Below are 16,062 nucleotides of genomic sequence, written 5' to 3'. Positions count from 1 at the left end.
GCTCGGTACCTCCCCGCAAGGGGGAAGGGTATCCGCGCCATCTCTCACCAGGAGTGCCCTTGCCCGCCCCTCTCATCGAAATGCGCGGCATCACCAAGAGCTTCGGCGCCGTCAAGGCGAACGAGGCCGTCGATCTCAGCGTCGCGCCGGGTGAAATCCTCGGGTTGCTCGGCGAAAACGGCGCCGGCAAGACGACGCTGATGAACGTGCTGTTCGGCGCCTATGCGCCCGACGCCGGCGAGATCCTGGTGCAGGACCGGCCAGTGGCGATCAACAGCTCGGCCGATGCGCTGGCCGCCGGCATCGGCATGGTGCACCAGCATTTTCATCTCGCACCGCGACTTTCGGTGCTGGAGAACCTCTTGATCGGCATTCCCGGCAGATCGGGCCGGATCGACCGCGCCGGGGGGCTGGCGCGGCTCGCCGAGATCGGCCGCCAGCATGGGCTGGCGCTCGACCCGGACCTTCCCGTTTCGGCGCTGTCGGTCGGCGAGCAACAGCTGCTCGAAATCGTCAAGGCATTGTTTCGCGGCGCAAGGCTGCTGATCCTCGACGAGCCGACGGCGGTGCTGGCGCCAACCGAGGTCGACGGACTGTTTTCGGCGCTGCGCTCGATGGCGGCACAGGGGCTCGGCATCATCTTCATCTCGCACAAGCTCAACGAGGTGCGGGCGCTGACGCATCGCTGCGTCGTGCTCAGGCACGGGCGCGTTGCCGGCCGCGTCGATACGCCGGCCAGCACGATATCTTCGGAGATGGCGCGGCTGATGTGCGGCCACGAGATCGTGCCTCCGGCCAGGGGACCGTCGACACCGGGTCCGGCGGTGCTGACCCTCGATGGTATCTCGACATCGCATCATTCCGGCATGGCGCTGCGCGATGTGTCGCTGTCGGTACGCGGCGGCGAGATCCTCGGCATTGCCGGCGTCTCCGGCAACGGCCAGCGGGCGCTTGCCGAGGTCATCTCCGGCGTGCGAGCGCCCGATGCCGGCCGCATGACGATAGCCGGCAAAGCCGTTTCGCGGTTCTCGCCGAGCGCAGTGCAGGCGCTCGGCCTTGGCCGCATCCCAGAAGACCGTATGACGACCGGGCTGGTCACCAATCTGCCGCTTGCCGATTCGATGGTGCTGCCGCGCATCGGCACGGTGGCGTTCAGCCGCAACGGCCTGCTCAGACAGGATGCGATCCGCACCTTCGCCGAGGCGCAGATCAAGGCCTACGATATACGTTGCCCCGGGCCGATGACGCGCGCCGGGGCGCTGTCCGGCGGCAATCTGCAGAAGGCGCTTTTGGCGCGCGAACTCGCCTTCGACCCAAAGGTGCTGATCGTTTCGCAGCCGACACGCGGCCTCGATATTGGTGCCGCGCGCTTCATCCACGAAAAATTCCTCGACATGCGCGCCAAGGGCTGCGGCATTATCGTTATCGGCGAGGACCTGGAAGAGTTGCTGATGCTCTGCGACCGCATTGCCGTGATGTATGAGGGCCGCATCGTCGGCACGCTGAACAGCGCCGATGCCAGCGTCGCCAGACTCGGGTTGATGATGACCGGGGCGGAGGCCTGATGTTCCGTCTCGAGGCCCGCACCTCAACGCCCGCCTGGTTCAATCTGGCGCTGCCGCTGCTCGCCATCGGCGCGACGCTGATCCTGTGCAGCGGCCTCATTGCATTGGCCGGCGCCGGCGTCGTCGAGGCATATGGCGTGATGTTTTCGGCGTCGTTGGGCGACAGCTACGCCATCACCGAAACGCTGGTGCGTGCCGCGCCGATGATCTTCACCGGTCTTGCCGTGGCGGTCGCTTTCCGCGCCAAATTCTGGAACATCGGCGCCGAAGGGCAATTGCTGGCCGGTGCGGTGGCGAGCTGTGCCGTCGGCGCCATCCCGATGCCGGGGCCGCTCGCCATGTTGCTGATGGCGCTGGCGGGCGCCGCCGCCGGCGCGGCCGTCGCCCTGATCCCTGCCACACTGCGGGTAAAATTCAGGGTCGATGACGTGGTCAGCTCGCTGCTGCTCAATTCGGTCATTTTCTACGCGCTGATGGCGCTGATCGAGGGCCCATGGAAGGATAGTTTCAGCGGCTACCCGATCTCGCCGCCGATCGAGGATTCAGCGAATTTCCCAGTGCTGCTCGAAGGCACGCGACTGCATCTCGGCGTCGTCGCGGCGCTGGTCGCCGCACCGGTCATCTGGTTCGTGGTCGCGCGCACGACGCTTGGTTTCCGCATCAGGGTCACCGGCGAGAACCCGGAAGCCGCGCGCTATGGCGGCATCAATGTCGAGCGGGTGCTGATTTCGACGGCGCTGCTATCAGGCGCGCTGGCCGGCCTTGCCGGCGTCGGCGAGGTCGGCGGCGTGCATTTCCAGGTGATGAGCGACATCTCGCCGGGCTATGGCTATTCCGGCATCGTCGTCGCCATGCTGGCGAGGCTCAATCCGCTCGGCGTCGTGCCGGCGGCGATCTTCCTTGCTGCCGTCATGACCGGCGCCGAGGCGATGTCGCGGGCGACCGGCGTTCCGGCCTTCCTCAGCGATGTCATCCAGGGAACGGCGCTGCTCGCCATGCTGGTGGCGCTGCTGTTCACCGCCTATCGCATCCGTCGCGTGGGAATAGCCAAATGAGCGTGGTGCTGGAGCAGATATTCCAGGTCGGCTTCCTGGCCGCCATCATCCGCATCGCCACGCCGCTTGCCTTCGCGACGCTGGGCGAGATGTTTTCCGAGCGCGCCGGCGTGCTCAATCTCGGCATCGAAGGCATCATGCTGTTGTCGGCAATGACCGGCTTCACCGCGGCGAGCCTCAGCGGCAGCCTTTGGCTTGGCGTGCTCGCCGCCGTGCTGACCGGCGCGCTGATGGGCGCCGTGCATGCGCTGTTCACGGTGGCGCTCGGCCTCAGCCAGCATGTCTGCGGCATCGGCGTGACGCTGTTCAGTTCAGGCCTTGCCTATTTCCTCTACAGGCTGATCTTCGGCCAGCAATCGGTACCGCCGAACATCAAGGGGTTCGAGACGCTGCCGATCCCGATATTATCCGGTATTCCGGTGCTTGGGCCGGCGGTGTTCAACCAGTTTTCGCTGGTCTACATGGCAATGCTGTCTATTCCCCTGGCCGCCTTCGTGCTCTACCGCACGCCATGGGGCCTGTCGGTCCGCATGGTCGGTGAAAACCCGCGCGCCGCCGATTCGGCAGGCGTCAGCGTCATCGCGACGCGCTCCCAGGCGGTGATCCTCGGCGGCGCCTTGATGGGGCTTGCAGGCGCCTTCCTGTCGATGGCGCAATTCAACGCTTTCACCTTCGGCGTGGTTTCCGGGCGTGGCTGGGTGGCGATCGCACTCGTCGTCTTCGGCCGCTGGGATCCATGGCGCTCGGCAGGCGCCGCACTGCTGTTCGCCTTCGTCGACGCGCTGCAATTGCGCATGCAGGCAAGTGGGCTCGGCCACATTCCTTATGAGGCGTTCCTGATGCTGCCCTTCATCTTCACCATCGTCGCCATGGCGGTGATGTCGCGCAATGCGGTGGCTCCTTCGGCACTGCTCAAGCCGTTCCGGCGCGAAGAGCGGTAGCGGCGCGCCGTCGTTCACATCGCGGTAAAGCCGTTATCCACGAACAGATGGGCGCCGTTGACGAAGCTGGCCTCGTCGCTGGCCAGGAACAGGGCTGCCCTCGCCACCTCTTCCGGCTCGCCGATCCGGCCTTGCTGCGCGGCCATTGCCGCGTCTGAAACATCGACGCCAAGTTTGTCGAGATCGGCGACCTCGCGCAGGCCATGCGGTGTCCTGATGAAGCCGGGGCAGACCGCATTGCAGCGGACGTTGCGGTCGCGGAATTCGACGGCAATGGCACGCGCGAACATGTGGCAGGCACCCTTGGTGGTGTCGTAAAGCACCTCCATCGGCGTCGCCGCCACCGCCGAGATCGACGAGGTGCAGACGATGGAACCGCCGCCGGCGGCGATCATGCCGGGCAGCACGGCGCGCGTCATCAGGAACATCGAACGCACATTGACGGCATGCAGCCAGTCCCATTCCTGCAGCGTGGTCTCCAGGAAGGGTTTGATGACGATGGTGCCGGCATGGTTGAACAGAACCGTAACCGGGCCGAATTTTTCCATCACGCCCTTCACCGCCGCTTCGACCTGCCGCTCGTCCGATACGTCGGCGACCCAGTGCTCGGCGATATGGCCGCGTTGCCTGATTGCCGCTGCGGTGGCAGCCGCCGCTTCGCCGTTGCGGTCGACGATCGCCACCTTGGCGCCCTCGGCCGCGAAAAGCTCCGAGGCCGCACCGCCCATTCCCGTCGCGCCGCCCGAAATGATGGCGACCTTGCCGGCCAGTCTTGTGCCCATGTTTTGCTCCCTGCTGCCTTGCCGTGACGTCGCGGCTTCCGCTCAAGCAGCGATGCTATCCCGCATCCATTGGATGGCCAAGGAGCCACACACACATGGACCTGACGTTTTCTGCCGTCTTCCCCGGCACGCCCAAAAGCCAGCGCTAAGCAGCAAAAACACCAATTTGTCTGCGGTTTGGGGAAAATTGTTCTAAAGATCGCGCGAAAATAGCACTCGACAAAGTCTACTGATTTTATAGATTAAGCGCCGAGACGGAGGTCGATATGTCCTATAGCCAGAACGCTCAGACTGCCCGCAAAGGCCAAAGGCTGGGTTCCGACCAGGTGTGGCGGCCGGCCTATGCCGGCGCTTTCGCCTATCTCGTCTTTGCCCTTGCGTTCGTATTCACCGGGGCAGTGGTACTGGGGCTGATCCCCTGATTAGTAAGGCTCTGATCGTCGAGGCTTGCTCGGGATAGCGGCCTGCCGTTTGCAGAAATTCCGGAGTTGAATGAACCGAATGCCGGTGCGCTTTTGCGTGCCCTGATTCAACGTGATGGAGGAGATGGCAATGCCGATCGAGTTCACGCATGTTCCCGGTAAGATCCACGCTGCCGACGCCAGCTTTTTCTACGACTTTGTCGAGACCGCGACGAAGCTGTCGCTGATCGAGGATGCCGGATTCCAGAAGATCGTCATCGACGACCAGGCCGGGCTGCTGACCAATATGGACCTTGCCGCCCAGACGCTGGACCGGACCTCCTCCCTCGAGGTCGTGCTCACCCATTGGGCAGGCGTGATCGAACCAACCGTGGCGGCGCGGCAGCTCGCTGCCCTCGACGCGAGAAGCCGTGGCCGGCTGTCGCTCAGGATGCTCAGCGAGCCGCTGAACGACGACGATGCCGAGGCACGTCCGGCCGGCCATACGGTGGTCTGGCAACGCATCGACGAATATCTGGTGCTGCTGAAGCGGTTGTGGTCGAACGACAGGCCGTTCGACCATGAAGGCGCCTTTTACAGCGTCAACGGCGGCTATGTGCCGCGCAAGGGGCTGCATGGTGCCGACGTGACCATCCGCATGGGCGGACAGTCGGGCACGGCGCTCAGGGTCGCGGGCAGGCATGCGGATGTGTTCGAGCTGGCGCCCGGCTCGCTTGCAGAAATCCGACAGTCAATGGAGCGCGTGCGCGGCGCTGCCGCCGAACACGGTCGGGCCGGCAAGCTGCGTTTCGCGCTTCCCGTCCGAATCCGTTCGGCAGACAAACCTGCCGCTTCCTGCCAGAAGGCGGTCGAACTTGCCGGGCCGCCGGCGCAGGTCGCGCTGTCGCTGCTTTCCTACGCCGCTTTGGGGATCAAGGAGTTCATGATCGTCGGCGTCGACAGGCCGCGCGAGATTGCGACTGCCGGCCGCGAGGCGATCGCACTGCTGCGCAACTCACTGGCACGGCGCGAGGCGGATGCCCCTGCATCGGGGACGTTTGTGTCACGCGCGATACCGGGCCTGCGAGCCGAGTGCTGAAGAGCCGCCGTCGTCACGCACCTTGGCTGACGGATCCTACCACCATTCCGGGAAAGCCGCGTGAGCGGCCCTGGCCAGCGTCGGGATTTCCTGATCGGGAACGGAGCTGTAGGGCCAGAGCAGTCGCGGGCCGAGTGGCGCCCAGCCGCCGGCCGCCGCCATCGCCTTGTCGAGCGCTGCATCGCTGACATTGTAACGGGTGCGAAACGGTAGGACATGTGCGGCGAGGAAGGCCTGTATGCGGGCCTCGACCTCGGCAGCGGCGGCCATGTCGGTGCGGATCATCTGCCACCACTGTACCGCACCCTTCGGGTTGAGGCAGGCAACGTTGGAATAGCTGCCATGGGCTTCCCCAGCATAGCCTGTCGCCAGCGTGTGGCCGGGGACGAAGACGGAGAATCCGTCCAGTTTGTGGCGCATATCGGCATACCAGTCGGCGTCACCGCCCGGCAGTTTGGCGCCGACCAGCGACGGCACCGCCGCGCGCAGCCGGGCGATGCCTTCGAGTGTCAGGCGACGCTTGGCGTGCGGCGGGTTGTAGAGCACCAGCGGCGTTTCGGGCGCGGCCTCGCAGAGGCGGCCGACAAAACGCATGACCTCGTCGTCGCTGGGCGGCCACCAGTCGGGCAGTGTGAATTGCACCGCCGCCGGGCCAAACGCCGAGACCCGCGTCAGCCGCTCCAGTGCGACGCGCGGATTGGACTGGCTGATGCCGATCTGGAAAGGAAGGCGCGCGCCGCCGGCTGTTGCGGCGACCAGCCCACAAAGCCGGTCGAATTCGGGCTCGGTCTGGCAATGGAATTCGCAGGCCGTGCCATTGGAATAGACGCCGTCGACGCCTGACGCGCAAAGCCGCGCGATCGTCTCTTCCGTCGCCTGCCAGTCGATCGCTCCGCGATCGTCGATGGCCAGCATCACCGCGCCCCAGACGCCGCGCGGTGCGTGTGCGGGCAAGCGGGCCAGATGGTCGTCGAGGTCAGCGTGCACCGGCGATCTCCTGTTCGTGGCGGGTTTCGTTCGACGCGAAGGCAGCCTCGATAATGCCGATGATCTTGCGTGCATAGAGACCGTCGACCGGCACCGGCGTGTCGTCGGCAATGGCATCGCGCATCGCGCTCCATTCGCGCACCAGCGCGTTGTGCATCCAGTTCGGTTCGAATGAACCGGGCAACTCGGTCCAGACCGTATCGCGTCCAAGCATCGTGCCGCGATCCATGTCGATGCGCAGCGTTCCCTGCTCGCAGACCAGATCCATGGCGTAGGTGGTAGCGCCGGTGCGATAGCCGATGCTCTGCACCTGGCCGATGCCGCCGCCGGCGAAGCGCAGCCCAAGCAAGGCGCTGTCGTCTGCTTCCTGGTCATGGAACTTGGCGCCGAGCATGCCGCTCACCGACACGACATCGTCATCCATCAGCCAGACCAGGCGGTCGAGCGCGTGGATGCCGGCCGTCAACAGCATGCCGCCGCCGGTCGACTTGCGCAGATGCCAGTCGCGGCGATTGTGCTCCATCCATAGCTTGATGATCCAGCTCGATCCGATGAGCGGCCGGCCGAGCTCTCCTTGCTCCAGCTTCTGCCTGGCTGCCATGCAGGGCAGGGCGAAATGCATGAGATGGGCGACCATCAGCTTGACGCCGCTATCGGTTACGGCGGCGTTGATCGCGTCGCAGGCAGCCGCCGTCGGCGCCATCGGCTTTTCGAGCAGGATGTGCTTGCCGGCGTTTGCTGCGCCGATGGCCATTTCGGCATGGAGATGGTGCGGGGTGGCAATGAGGACCGCGTCGACCTCCTTGTCGTCCAGCAGCTTGCGCCAATCAGTGTAGCCGCAGCCGCCATATTCGGCGGTGAAGCGCTGCAGCGCATCGGCATTTCCACGAGAGGCGGCGACGAGACGAATGCCTCCCACCTCACGGATTGCCCGCGCATGGGCTGCGCCGAAATCGCCGGCGCCGATAATTCCTATCCCAATCATGATCCTGCCTTTTCATAAGCGGCGTCGATCAGAGACATCGCCGCAACATAATCCTCGATGGACACCGGCGGAGGCGCCTTTCTGGCCAGCCGGTCAAGCGTATCGCGCATGAACAGACGATAGCGCGTTGCCGGCAGTTCGACCGGCAAATCGGCAACGGCCGCATCGTCGAGCGTTGCGCAGGTGGCATGGTCGCCATGATCGATGAGGGTGGCATTGGCACTGACGATACGCCACTCGAAGTCACCGCCGGGGCGCATCGAGGCAAAGGTGTAACCGGCCTCGACGATGAACACCGCGCCGGCCTCGTCTTCCAGCACCAGCAGCGCATGGTCCTCGACCGGGCCGGGATGAATGCGGTTCGCGATCGAAACGCTTTTCAGGCCGAGCTTGCCGGTTGCGAGGCTGAGTGCCGCGTCGACGCCGTGTATGCCGAGATTCCTCAACGCACCCCCGCCGCCAACCGCCGGATCGACGACCCAGGCGACACCGTCGGCGATGTAGCGTTGCGGCGGGCCGTTGACCAGCCGGAACTGGCAATGCGCCACCGGCCCGGCGCGACCTTGCCGGCGCAGCCGTTCGAAGCCGGCAACGGCCGGCCCGAAACGGTTGGGCAGGGGAACAGCGACAAAAGCCTGGTGCTGCCTGGCAAGCTCGCGCAGCGCCATCAGTTCCCTCGTATGGCTGGCCGCCGGCTTCTCCAGGATCAACGGTATCCCTGCCGCGATGATCGCGCGTGCCCGCGCCGGCACCCTCGAAGGGTGCCCCATCAACAGGATCGCATCCGGCGGGCTGGAGAGTATCTCCGTGAAATCTTTGATAAACGGCAGATCGTGGTGCGCGGCGAACCCATGCGCTTGGCCAGGATCCTCGTCCCAGATGCCGGCGATCTCCGCACCGTAAAAGCGTGCGGCGTCGAGGTGCATTTCGGCGTGCCAGTGGCTCGAGCCGGCGAGGGTAATCTTCATTCGAAGGCAGCAGGTTTGTTATGGGCTTGCAGGATATCCTACAAGTAGCTATACGACAAGCGGGCAGGCTAATCCGGCGGATGATGAAAGCAGTGGGATGGCGGAACTGAAGTCGATCGAACCGTTGAGCAGACCGCCGCTTCTTCACGTCACCGTGCAGGAAAGCCTCAGGGCCTATATCGAAAGCAACCAGCTCAAGGCAGGCGATCCCTTGCCGCCGGAAACGTTCCTGGCGCAGCGGCTCGGCGTCGGCCGCAACTCCGTGCGGGAAGCCATCAAGGCGCTGGAATCGATCGGCATCCTGGAGACGCGGCGCGGCATCGGCGTCTTCGTCAAGGAGTTCTCGTTCAAGCCGCTGCTGGATAACCTGGCATACGGCTTGCAGGATTCGCTGCGCGATGTCGAAGAGCTGCGCGAAATCCGCCGCGTGCTGGAAACCGGCCTCATCGCCAAGACGATCGAGATGATCAGTGCCGAGGATATCGAGGCGCTGCGCCAGTTGACCGAGCGCATGCGGCAACGTGCCGAGCGCCATGAGAGCTTCGCCGAAGAGGACCAGCAATTCCACCAGCTGCTGTTCCGCTGCCAGAACAATCACATGCTGAGCGCACTGATCGACATCTTCTGGACGGCGTTCGACAAGGCCTCGAATTTCACCAATCTCGATAATCCGACGCCGCTGGCGACATGGCGCGACCATCACGAGATCGTCGAGGCTGTCGCCGCCAAGGATGTCGACCAGGCGCGTCGGCGGCTCGACGACCATTACCGGGGGATCCAGCAGGTTATCGCCAAAAACCGAGCAAGCTGAAGAACAACCTGAATATGCCAAGGGAGGAAACCATGCGCATCAGGACCATCGCATTCTCAGTCGCCGGGCTGCTGCTCGCCAGCATTGCCCCATTGACCAATGTCCAGGCACAAAGCGCCAAGACCATTGCGGGCGGCTTCGACGTCGGCCCGGGCGGTTTTCCCAAGAACTTCAACCCGCTGGTCGCGACCGGCGGCTACACCTGGCTCAGCACCTATTTCGAACCGCTGGTCATCTTCAATGCCGGGCTGACCGAGATCGAAGGCGACCTCGCCAAGGACTACAAGATCAGCGACGACCAGCTGAGCTATACGTTCAACCTGGTCAACGAGACCTGGCATGACGGCAAACCGTTCACCTCGAAGGACGTCAAGTTCACCCTCGAGCTTGCCAAGAACAAGGCCTCCGGCAGCCTGTTTGCCGCCCGCCTCGCCAACATCGCCTCGGTCGATGCACCGGATGACCACACCGCAGTGGTGAAGCTATCGAAACCGAACGGCTCGTTTCTATCCATCCTCTCGCAGCTAATGATCCTGCCGGAGCATGCCCTGGCCGCTCTGCCGCCGGAATCACTGGCGACAAGCACCTGGTGGTCGACCGCTCCGGTTGGCACCGGCCCGTTCAAGTTCAAGCGCTACGTGACCGACCAATATGTCGAACTGGCAGCCGATGACGACTATCGCAGCGGCAAGCCGAAGGTAGACGTGCTCATCAACCGCTATTTCGAGTCGCCGGCGGCGGCCGTCGCCGCGCTCCGCGCCGGCGAGATCCAGTTCACCTATGTCGAGCCCGACGATGCGGCATCCTTCAAGAGCGACAGCAATTTCAAGGTGATCGAAGGTGCCTCGTACGTGGTCAACTATATCGGCCTGAACCAGAAGGTCGACCTGTTTAGGGATATCCGTGTCCGCCAGGCGATTATGTATGCGATCGATCGCAACGCCATCATCGACAGCCTCTACGGCGGTGCCGCCAAGCCAGCCAATTGCGGCTATGTCGCGCCGCATCTCGTTCCGGCAGACCTCGAACCCTATGCCTACGATCCGGCAAAGGCCAAGGCGCTGCTGACCGAGGCGGGCTGGGACAAGATCAATGGCGACAAGCCGATCACCTTGCTGACCTATTACGGCTCGCCGCAAGCCGCCAACGTGATGGCCGCTGTCCAGTCGATGCTGGCCGAGGTCGGCATCAATGTGGTGCCGCGCGTCGTCGATACGCCGACCTACAATGGCATCGTCTACAAGCAAGGCACGCCGGACTGGAATGCATTTCCGATGGTTTATGCCGGCCTGCAGAACGGCCCCAACCCGGCCGGCCTCAATCCCGGCCTCAACAAGTCGCAGATTCCGCCGGCAGGCTTCAACACCATGCGCATCGAGTTCGACGACCTGAGCACCGCGTTGGACGCCGCGCTCGGCCAAACCGATCCGGCCAAGCTCGATCAATCCTGGCAGGAGGTCTGCAAGGTCATGAACAAGGAGCTACCCTGGGCGACGTTGTGGGTGGCCAACCGCTATGGCGTGGCCTCCAACAAGCTGCGTGACTTCGTCTGGACGCCGGCGCCGGGCGGCGGTCCTTATGCAGCTCACCCCGAGCGCTGGGACATCCAGTAAGAACTCCGCAACCAAGCGAGCAGGCGGAACCACTTTGGCGCCGCCTGCCACGGCCACGGAAAGCCCATGTTGAGCTTCATCGCCCGCCGCAGCGCCACAGGACTGCTGATGCTGGTCGCGCTCAGCGTCCTCATCTTCATCCTGCTGCGGCTGGCGCCGGGCGATCCGATCGACGCCTATATCAACCCGTCGGTCCCCATGTCGGCTTCCGACCTCGAGGGCCTGCGCGAACGGCTCGGGCTCGATCGGCCGCTTCCCGTGCAATATCTCGCCTGGCTGCGCGCGGCGCTGAGCGGTGACTTCGGCTATTCGATCCAGCGCAGCGGCGTTGCCGTGCTGCCACTGGTCATGGAACGCATCGGCCCGACGGCGCTGCTGATGGGCACGGGCCTGGCGATCGCCATCGTGCTCGGCATTTCCGCCGGCATTTTCAGCGCGGTGCGCCGTAACGAACCGTCCGACATCGCGCTGTCGGTGCTGTCGTTTATCGGTATCTCCAGCCCGGCTTTCCTGACGGCGCTGCTCGGTCTCTATTTCTTCTCAGTGCTGCTGCGCTGGGCGCCGTCCGGCGGCATGCACACGGCCGGCGCGCCGTTCTCGATGACGGATGTGCTAGCGCACCTCATCCTGCCCGCCTGCCTGCTGTCCATCGGCCATGCCGCGCTGATCATGCGCTACATGCGCGCTTCGCTGCTGGAAGTGCTCAACCAGGACTACGTGCGGACGGCGCGCGCCAAGGGCGTGCGCGAGTTCTGGGTGATCATCAAGCACGCCACCCGCAATGCGCTCTTGCCGGTCATTACCCTGATCGGCTCGACCGTCGGCATCGCCGTCGGCGGCGCCATCTTCCTGGAAAGCGTGTTCAACTGGCCGGGCATGGGACTGCTTCTGGTCAACGCCGTCGGCACCCGCGATTACCCGGTGATCATGGGCGCTACCCTGGTGATCGGCGTTTGCGTCATCCTGGTCAACCTCTTGACCGACGTCGTCTATGCCGTCGTCGACCCGCGCATTCAGGTGGCATGATGGCAATCACCGCGCCAGATCCTACAGTTGACCCGACAGCCGTGCCGCAAACCAAAGGCCCGCTTCGCCGCGCGTTCGACCGCTTTTTTGAAAACCGAGCGGCACGCGCCGGGCTTTTGATCGTCATCCCGATCCTGTTGGCGGTTTCGACCTATCCTCTGTGGTGGCCGTTCGGCCCGAACGCCATCGACCTCAGGGCGATGAACAAGGCGCCGTCCGCCATTCATTGGCTGGGCAGCGATGGCGTTGGGCGTGATGTCATGGCACGGTTGCTGCAAGGCGGGCGGATCTCACTGCTGGTTGCTATCTGTTCGGTTGCCATCTCGACCGTCATCGGCTTCCTGATCGGCGCCGTCGCCAGCTTTGGCGGGCGTCTCGTCGACGGAACGGTGATGCGCCTGGTCGATCTGGCGATGACGCTGCCGCCGGTGATCTTCCTGCTGGTGCTGGCTTCGATTGCCGGCACCGGCATCGCCCCGACCATCCTGGTGATCTCGCTGCTCTCCTGGCCAGTGCTGTCGCGCATGGTGCGCGCCCGGCTGCTCGAACTGCGCGAGCGCGATTTCGTCGTTGCGGCCCGGGGCATGGGCGCGGGGCTGCCGCATCTGCTGTTCCGGCATGGCCTGCCCAACTGCGTCGATATCCTGGTCGTCTACGCCACCTTGCAGATCGCCAACGCTATCCTGCTCGAAGCCGGCCTGTCCTTTCTCGGCCTTGGCATCGCACCGCCAGAAGCCAGCTGGGGCAACATGCTCAATCTCGCCCGCTCCACCGTCGTGCTGGAAAATTACCCGTGGCAATGGATGTTCCCGGGCGCCGCACTGGTGCTCACCGTCCTCGCCATCAATTTCATCGGCGACGGCTTGCGCGATGCATTCGATCCTCGCTCCGATCTCAACTGACCTCAAAGGTTCATCAAAATGCCCCTGTTTACCGGCGTCGTGCCACCTGTCGTCACCCCGCTCAATGCCGATTTCAGCATCGACTTCCCGTCGTTCACCCGCACCATCGAGAACCTGCTCGACGGCGGTGTCCACGGGCTGTTCGTGCTCGGCTCGACCAGCGAGGTGGTCTTCCACGACGAGGCAGGCCGCAGGGCCATCCTCGAGCATGCAGTCAAGGTCAATAACGGCCGGGTTCCGATCTTCGCTGGGGTCATCGACCCGACGACCGATCGTGTCATCAACCACGCACGCATCGCCAGATCGGCCGGCGTCGACGCTATTGTTGTCACCGCGCCGTTTTATACCCGCACCAGCCAGCCGGAGATCGGCGACCACTTCCGCTATATCAAGGATGCGATCGACATTCCCGTCATCGCCTACGACATCCCGGTCTGCGTTCACGTCAAGCTGGAGCGCAAGACCACGGTCGGCCTCGCCAGGGAAGGCGCCATCGCGGGCATCAAGGATTCCAGCGGCGATGACGGCAATCTGCGTTACGTGCTCAAGGATATGGCCGACGATCCGGGTTTCTTCGGCATGACCGGCTCCGAGATCCTGGTCGACAGTGTGCTGGCCATGGGCGCGCATGGCGTCGTGCCGGGCCTCGCCAATGTCGATCCGCACGGCTATGTCAGGCTGTGGAAGCTGATGCAGGCCGGCCAGCATGCCGAAGCTCGCCTGGAGCAGGAGCGGTTGTTGAAGCTGTTCGAGATCGTCTGGATATCGCTTGGCAGGACAAGTGCCGGCTCGGCCGGCGTCGGCGCCTTCAAGGCAGCGATGAAGAGCCTCGGCATCATCGCCTCGAACACCATGGCGCGGCCGCAACGCAGCCTGAACCAGGAGGAAACCGCGAAGATCGATATGATCCTTCGCGATGTGGGGCTGCTCCGCTGAGTGTCGCGCCGATCCTCTCGATTTCCGGCCTGCGCGCGGTGTTCCGCATTGCGGGGCGCGACATCGCGGCGGTAAGGGATGTCGACCTGACGATCGGCGCCGGCGAGACGGTGGCGCTCGTCGGCGAATCCGGATCCGGCAAATCCGTCACCAGCCTGTCGATCATCGGCCTGTTGCCAAAGAGGGTCGGACATATTGCCGAGGGGTCGATCGCGCTGCGGCGCAAGAACGGCACGGTCACCGAGTTGACCGGCCTCGATGCCGAGTCGCTGCGCAAGATACGTGGCAACGAGATCGGCATGGTGTTCCAGGAGCCGATGACCAGCCTCAACCCGGTCTACACGATCGGCGAGCAGATCGCCGAGCCGATCCGCATCCATCTCGGCAAATCGCACCGCGAGGCAGAGGCAGACGCGGTGCGGCTGCTGGAGCAGGTCGGCATTCCCGATCCGAAGCGGCGGGCGCGACAATATCCGCACGAACTTTCGGGCGGGATGCGCCAGCGCGCCACTATCGCCATGGCCCTGTCCTGCGATCCAGGCTTGCTGATTGCCGATGAGCCGACGACCGCGCTGGACGTCACAATCCAGGCCCAGATTCTCGATCTTTTGGCCGAGCTGCAGGCGCAGCGCGGCATGGGCATCCTGTTCGTCACCCACAATCTCGGCGTCGTCGCCGAAATCGCCGACCGGGTAGCGGTGATGTATGCCGGGCGTATCGTCGAAACAGGTCCGGTGAGCGAAGTGTTCACCCGCCCGCGTCATCCCTATACGGTGGGGTTGATGCGCTCGGTGCCGAGGCTCGGCGAGGCCACGGCGCTGAAGGTGGCGGGAACGCCGCTGCCGACCATTGCCGGAAATGTTCCGTCGCTCGCCTTGCTACCCAAAGGCTGTTCCTTCGCGCCGCGCTGCCCGATGGCTATCACTGCCTGCCGCGCCGCGGTCCCGCCACTATTTGCGGCGACGCCGACCCAGCAAAGCCGCTGCCTGCGCTGGGAGGAGCTCTGATGGACGGCGCCCCCTTCCTATCGGTCAAAAACCTGACCAAGCATTTTGCGCCGACCGCGTTTTCGCGCGGCCCCATCGTCAGGGCACTGGAGGATATTTCGTTCGAGGTCAGGCGTGGTCAGGTGGTCGGGCTGGTCGGCGAATCCGGCTCCGGCAAGACCACTATCGGCCGCTCGGTGCTGCGTCTGATCGAGCCGACATCCGGCCAGATCAGCTATGACGGCACCGACATCACCAGGCTGGGTGCCGCCCAGTTGCGCCGCCAGCGCCGCAAGATGCAGTATATTTTCCAGGATCCCTTCGCCAGCCTGTCGCCGCGCATGACGATCGGGCAGATCCTCACCGAAGGCTTGGACATTCAAGGCATTGGCAGGAAATCCGAGCGGCGGGCGAAGGCCGAGAATGCACTTGCCGCGGTCGAGTTGCCGGTCGACGCCTATGATCGCTACGCCCATGAATTCTCGGGCGGCCAGCGCCAGCGCATCGGCATCGCCCGGGCGCTGACGCTCGAGCCGGAATTCATTGTCGCCGACGAGCCGGTCTCGGCGCTCGACGTCTCGATCCAGGCCCAAATCATCAATTTGTTGCGCGACCTGCAGCTCCGGCTTGGGCTGACCATGCTGTTCATTTCGCACGATCTGGCCGTGGTCGAGTACATCTGCGACACGGTCATCGTGCTCTATCTCGGGCGCATCATGGAGGTTGCGCCGGCGGCCGAGCTCTATGCCCGGCCGCAGCATCCCTATACGCGCGCGCTGCTGTCGGCCATTCCGTCGCTCGATCCGTTGGCCAGGCAAGACCGGCAGGTGCTCAAGGGCGATATTCCCAGCCCGGCAAACCCGCCGTCGGGCTGTGTTTTCCGGACCCGTTGCCCGTTTGCGCTGGAGGCTTGCGCCGGGGCTGTGCCGCCGCTGAGGGCGACAGCCGAGGGTCATCTGAAGGCTTGCATCCGCGACGACATCGCTTAGGTTTTTTGCCCTGTGC

At 64.4% G+C, this 16,062-nt stretch carries 16 protein-coding genes; 12 read left to right on the top strand and 4 right to left on the bottom strand.

All coding sequences use genetic code 11. The features are described 5' to 3' along the window. The first annotated feature begins 59 nt into the window (after window positions 1-59). From NKI50_RS26545 to NKI50_RS26535, 3 genes are read left to right on the top strand one after another with little or no spacing between them, the layout of a single operon-like run. Window positions 60-1,565, top strand: coding sequence for an ABC transporter ATP-binding protein (locus NKI50_RS26545; protein WP_352857113.1), 1,506 nt, complete (start codon window positions 60-62; stop codon window positions 1,563-1,565). Then, window positions 1,565-2,620 carry an ABC transporter permease gene (locus NKI50_RS26540; RefSeq protein WP_023721349.1) on the top strand — a complete coding sequence of 352 codons (1,056 nt, stop codon included), beginning with the start codon at window positions 1,565-1,567 and terminating at the stop codon, window positions 2,618-2,620. Before NKI50_RS26545 ends, NKI50_RS26540 begins: the two co-directional genes overlap by 1 nt. Beyond that, the gene (locus tag NKI50_RS26535) at window positions 2,617-3,561 is read left to right on the top strand and encodes an ABC transporter permease (protein WP_352480999.1); all 945 of its coding nucleotides are present in this window, start codon (window positions 2,617-2,619) and stop codon (window positions 3,559-3,561) included. Before NKI50_RS26540 ends, NKI50_RS26535 begins: the two co-directional genes overlap by 4 nt. A gap of 14 nt (window positions 3,562-3,575) precedes the next feature. Here the strand turns inward: NKI50_RS26535 and NKI50_RS26530 are convergent, their stop codons facing one another. Next, window positions 3,576-4,343 carry an SDR family NAD(P)-dependent oxidoreductase gene (locus NKI50_RS26530; protein WP_023721347.1) on the bottom strand — a complete coding sequence of 256 codons (768 nt, stop codon included), beginning with the start codon at window positions 4,341-4,343 and terminating at the stop codon, window positions 3,576-3,578. Window positions 4,344-4,609: 266 nt separating this feature from the next. Here NKI50_RS26530 and NKI50_RS26525 point away from each other — a divergent pair, with 266 nt between their 5' ends. Next, the gene (locus NKI50_RS26525) at window positions 4,610-4,765 is read left to right on the top strand and encodes a hypothetical protein (RefSeq protein WP_023678176.1); all 156 of its coding nucleotides are present in this window, start codon (window positions 4,610-4,612) and stop codon (window positions 4,763-4,765) included. Between the two features lie 130 nt (window positions 4,766-4,895). Further along, a complete protein-coding gene (locus tag NKI50_RS26520; RefSeq protein WP_023721346.1) occupies window positions 4,896-5,843 on the top strand; it encodes an LLM class flavin-dependent oxidoreductase in 948 nt (315 codons plus the stop codon). A gap of 36 nt (window positions 5,844-5,879) precedes the next feature. On the opposite strand, the gene NKI50_RS26515 is transcribed toward NKI50_RS26520, so the two are convergent. From NKI50_RS26515 to NKI50_RS26505, 3 genes are read right to left on the bottom strand one after another with little or no spacing between them, the layout of a single operon-like run. Continuing rightward, window positions 5,880-6,830, bottom strand: a complete 951-nt coding sequence (locus NKI50_RS26515; RefSeq protein WP_352718052.1) for a dihydrodipicolinate synthase family protein — start codon at window positions 6,828-6,830, stop codon at window positions 5,880-5,882. Further along, window positions 6,820-7,815: a Gfo/Idh/MocA family protein gene (locus tag NKI50_RS26510; RefSeq protein WP_352641274.1), complete on the bottom strand. Its 996-nt coding sequence runs from the start codon at window positions 7,813-7,815 to the stop codon at window positions 6,820-6,822. Before NKI50_RS26510 ends, NKI50_RS26515 begins: the two co-directional genes overlap by 11 nt. Further along, on the bottom strand, window positions 7,812-8,783 hold the full coding sequence (locus NKI50_RS26505) for a Gfo/Idh/MocA family protein (protein ID WP_352480996.1): 972 nt from the start codon (window positions 8,781-8,783) through the stop codon (window positions 7,812-7,814). The genes NKI50_RS26510 and NKI50_RS26505 overlap by 4 nt, the downstream gene beginning before the upstream one ends. Window positions 8,784-8,880: 97 nt before the next feature. Between NKI50_RS26505 and NKI50_RS26500 the strand changes: the two genes are divergently transcribed. The 7 genes from NKI50_RS26500 to NKI50_RS26470 all read left to right on the top strand — a co-directional run bounded on the left by NKI50_RS26500 (window position 8,881) and on the right by NKI50_RS26470 (window position 16,046). Continuing rightward, on the top strand, window positions 8,881-9,594 hold the full coding sequence (locus NKI50_RS26500) for a FadR/GntR family transcriptional regulator (protein WP_031194640.1): 714 nt from the start codon (window positions 8,881-8,883) through the stop codon (window positions 9,592-9,594). 32 nt (window positions 9,595-9,626) lie between these two features. Next, window positions 9,627-11,207: an ABC transporter substrate-binding protein gene (locus tag NKI50_RS26495; RefSeq protein WP_352494093.1), complete on the top strand. Its 1,581-nt coding sequence runs from the start codon at window positions 9,627-9,629 to the stop codon at window positions 11,205-11,207. Between the two features lie 66 nt (window positions 11,208-11,273). Next, entirely contained in the window at window positions 11,274-12,233 is a 960-nt protein-coding gene (locus tag NKI50_RS26490) for an ABC transporter permease (protein WP_352494094.1), read from the top strand. After that, entirely contained in the window at window positions 12,230-13,135 is a 906-nt protein-coding gene (locus NKI50_RS26485) for an ABC transporter permease (protein WP_502900387.1), read from the top strand. The genes NKI50_RS26490 and NKI50_RS26485 overlap by 4 nt, the downstream gene beginning before the upstream one ends. A gap of 18 nt (window positions 13,136-13,153) precedes the next feature. After that, window positions 13,154-14,071, top strand: coding sequence for a dihydrodipicolinate synthase family protein (locus NKI50_RS26480; RefSeq protein WP_352494095.1), 918 nt, complete (start codon window positions 13,154-13,156; stop codon window positions 14,069-14,071). Beyond that, window positions 14,068-15,078: an ABC transporter ATP-binding protein gene (locus NKI50_RS26475; protein WP_352494231.1), complete on the top strand. Its 1,011-nt coding sequence runs from the start codon at window positions 14,068-14,070 to the stop codon at window positions 15,076-15,078. The genes NKI50_RS26480 and NKI50_RS26475 overlap by 4 nt, the downstream gene beginning before the upstream one ends. Next, a complete protein-coding gene (locus NKI50_RS26470; RefSeq protein ID WP_352718049.1) occupies window positions 15,078-16,046 on the top strand; it encodes an ABC transporter ATP-binding protein in 969 nt (322 codons plus the stop codon). The genes NKI50_RS26475 and NKI50_RS26470 overlap by 1 nt, the downstream gene beginning before the upstream one ends. Window positions 16,047-16,062: the final 16 nt, after the last annotated feature.

The sequence above is a fragment of the Mesorhizobium sp. M0563 genome (assembly GCF_040321065.1).
Classification (GTDB): Bacteria; Pseudomonadota; Alphaproteobacteria; order Rhizobiales; family Rhizobiaceae; genus Mesorhizobium.
This window is presented reverse-complemented; position numbering and strand designations above follow the sequence as displayed.

What these genes read in the sequence shown, in the direction of transcription:
- NKI50_RS26525 (WP_023678176.1), top strand. Translation starts at nt 4,610, where the DNA reads ATGTCCTATAGCCAGAACGCTCAGACTGCCCGCAAAGGCCAAAGGCTG.
- NKI50_RS26495 (WP_352494093.1), top strand. Translation starts at nt 9,627, where the DNA reads ATGCGCATCAGGACCATCGCATTCTCAGTCGCCGGGCTGCTGCTCGCC.
- NKI50_RS26540 (WP_023721349.1), top strand. Translation starts at nt 1,565, where the DNA reads ATGTTCCGTCTCGAGGCCCGCACCTCAACGCCCGCCTGGTTCAATCTG.
- NKI50_RS26485 (WP_502900387.1), top strand. Translation starts at nt 12,230, where the DNA reads ATGATGGCAATCACCGCGCCAGATCCTACAGTTGACCCGACAGCCGTG.
- NKI50_RS26490 (WP_352494094.1), top strand. Translation starts at nt 11,274, where the DNA reads ATGTTGAGCTTCATCGCCCGCCGCAGCGCCACAGGACTGCTGATGCTG.
- NKI50_RS26500 (WP_031194640.1), top strand. Translation starts at nt 8,881, where the DNA reads ATGGCGGAACTGAAGTCGATCGAACCGTTGAGCAGACCGCCGCTTCTT.
- NKI50_RS26530 (WP_023721347.1), bottom strand. Translation starts at nt 4,343, where the DNA reads ATGGGCACAAGACTGGCCGGCAAGGTCGCCATCATTTCGGGCGGCGCG.
- NKI50_RS26510 (WP_352641274.1), bottom strand. Translation starts at nt 7,815, where the DNA reads ATGATTGGGATAGGAATTATCGGCGCCGGCGATTTCGGCGCAGCCCAT.
- NKI50_RS26520 (WP_023721346.1), top strand. Translation starts at nt 4,896, where the DNA reads ATGCCGATCGAGTTCACGCATGTTCCCGGTAAGATCCACGCTGCCGAC.
- NKI50_RS26535 (WP_352480999.1), top strand. Translation starts at nt 2,617, where the DNA reads ATGAGCGTGGTGCTGGAGCAGATATTCCAGGTCGGCTTCCTGGCCGCC.
- NKI50_RS26470 (WP_352718049.1), top strand. Translation starts at nt 15,078, where the DNA reads ATGGACGGCGCCCCCTTCCTATCGGTCAAAAACCTGACCAAGCATTTT.
- NKI50_RS26505 (WP_352480996.1), bottom strand. Translation starts at nt 8,783, where the DNA reads ATGAAGATTACCCTCGCCGGCTCGAGCCACTGGCACGCCGAAATGCAC.
- NKI50_RS26480 (WP_352494095.1), top strand. Translation starts at nt 13,154, where the DNA reads ATGCCCCTGTTTACCGGCGTCGTGCCACCTGTCGTCACCCCGCTCAAT.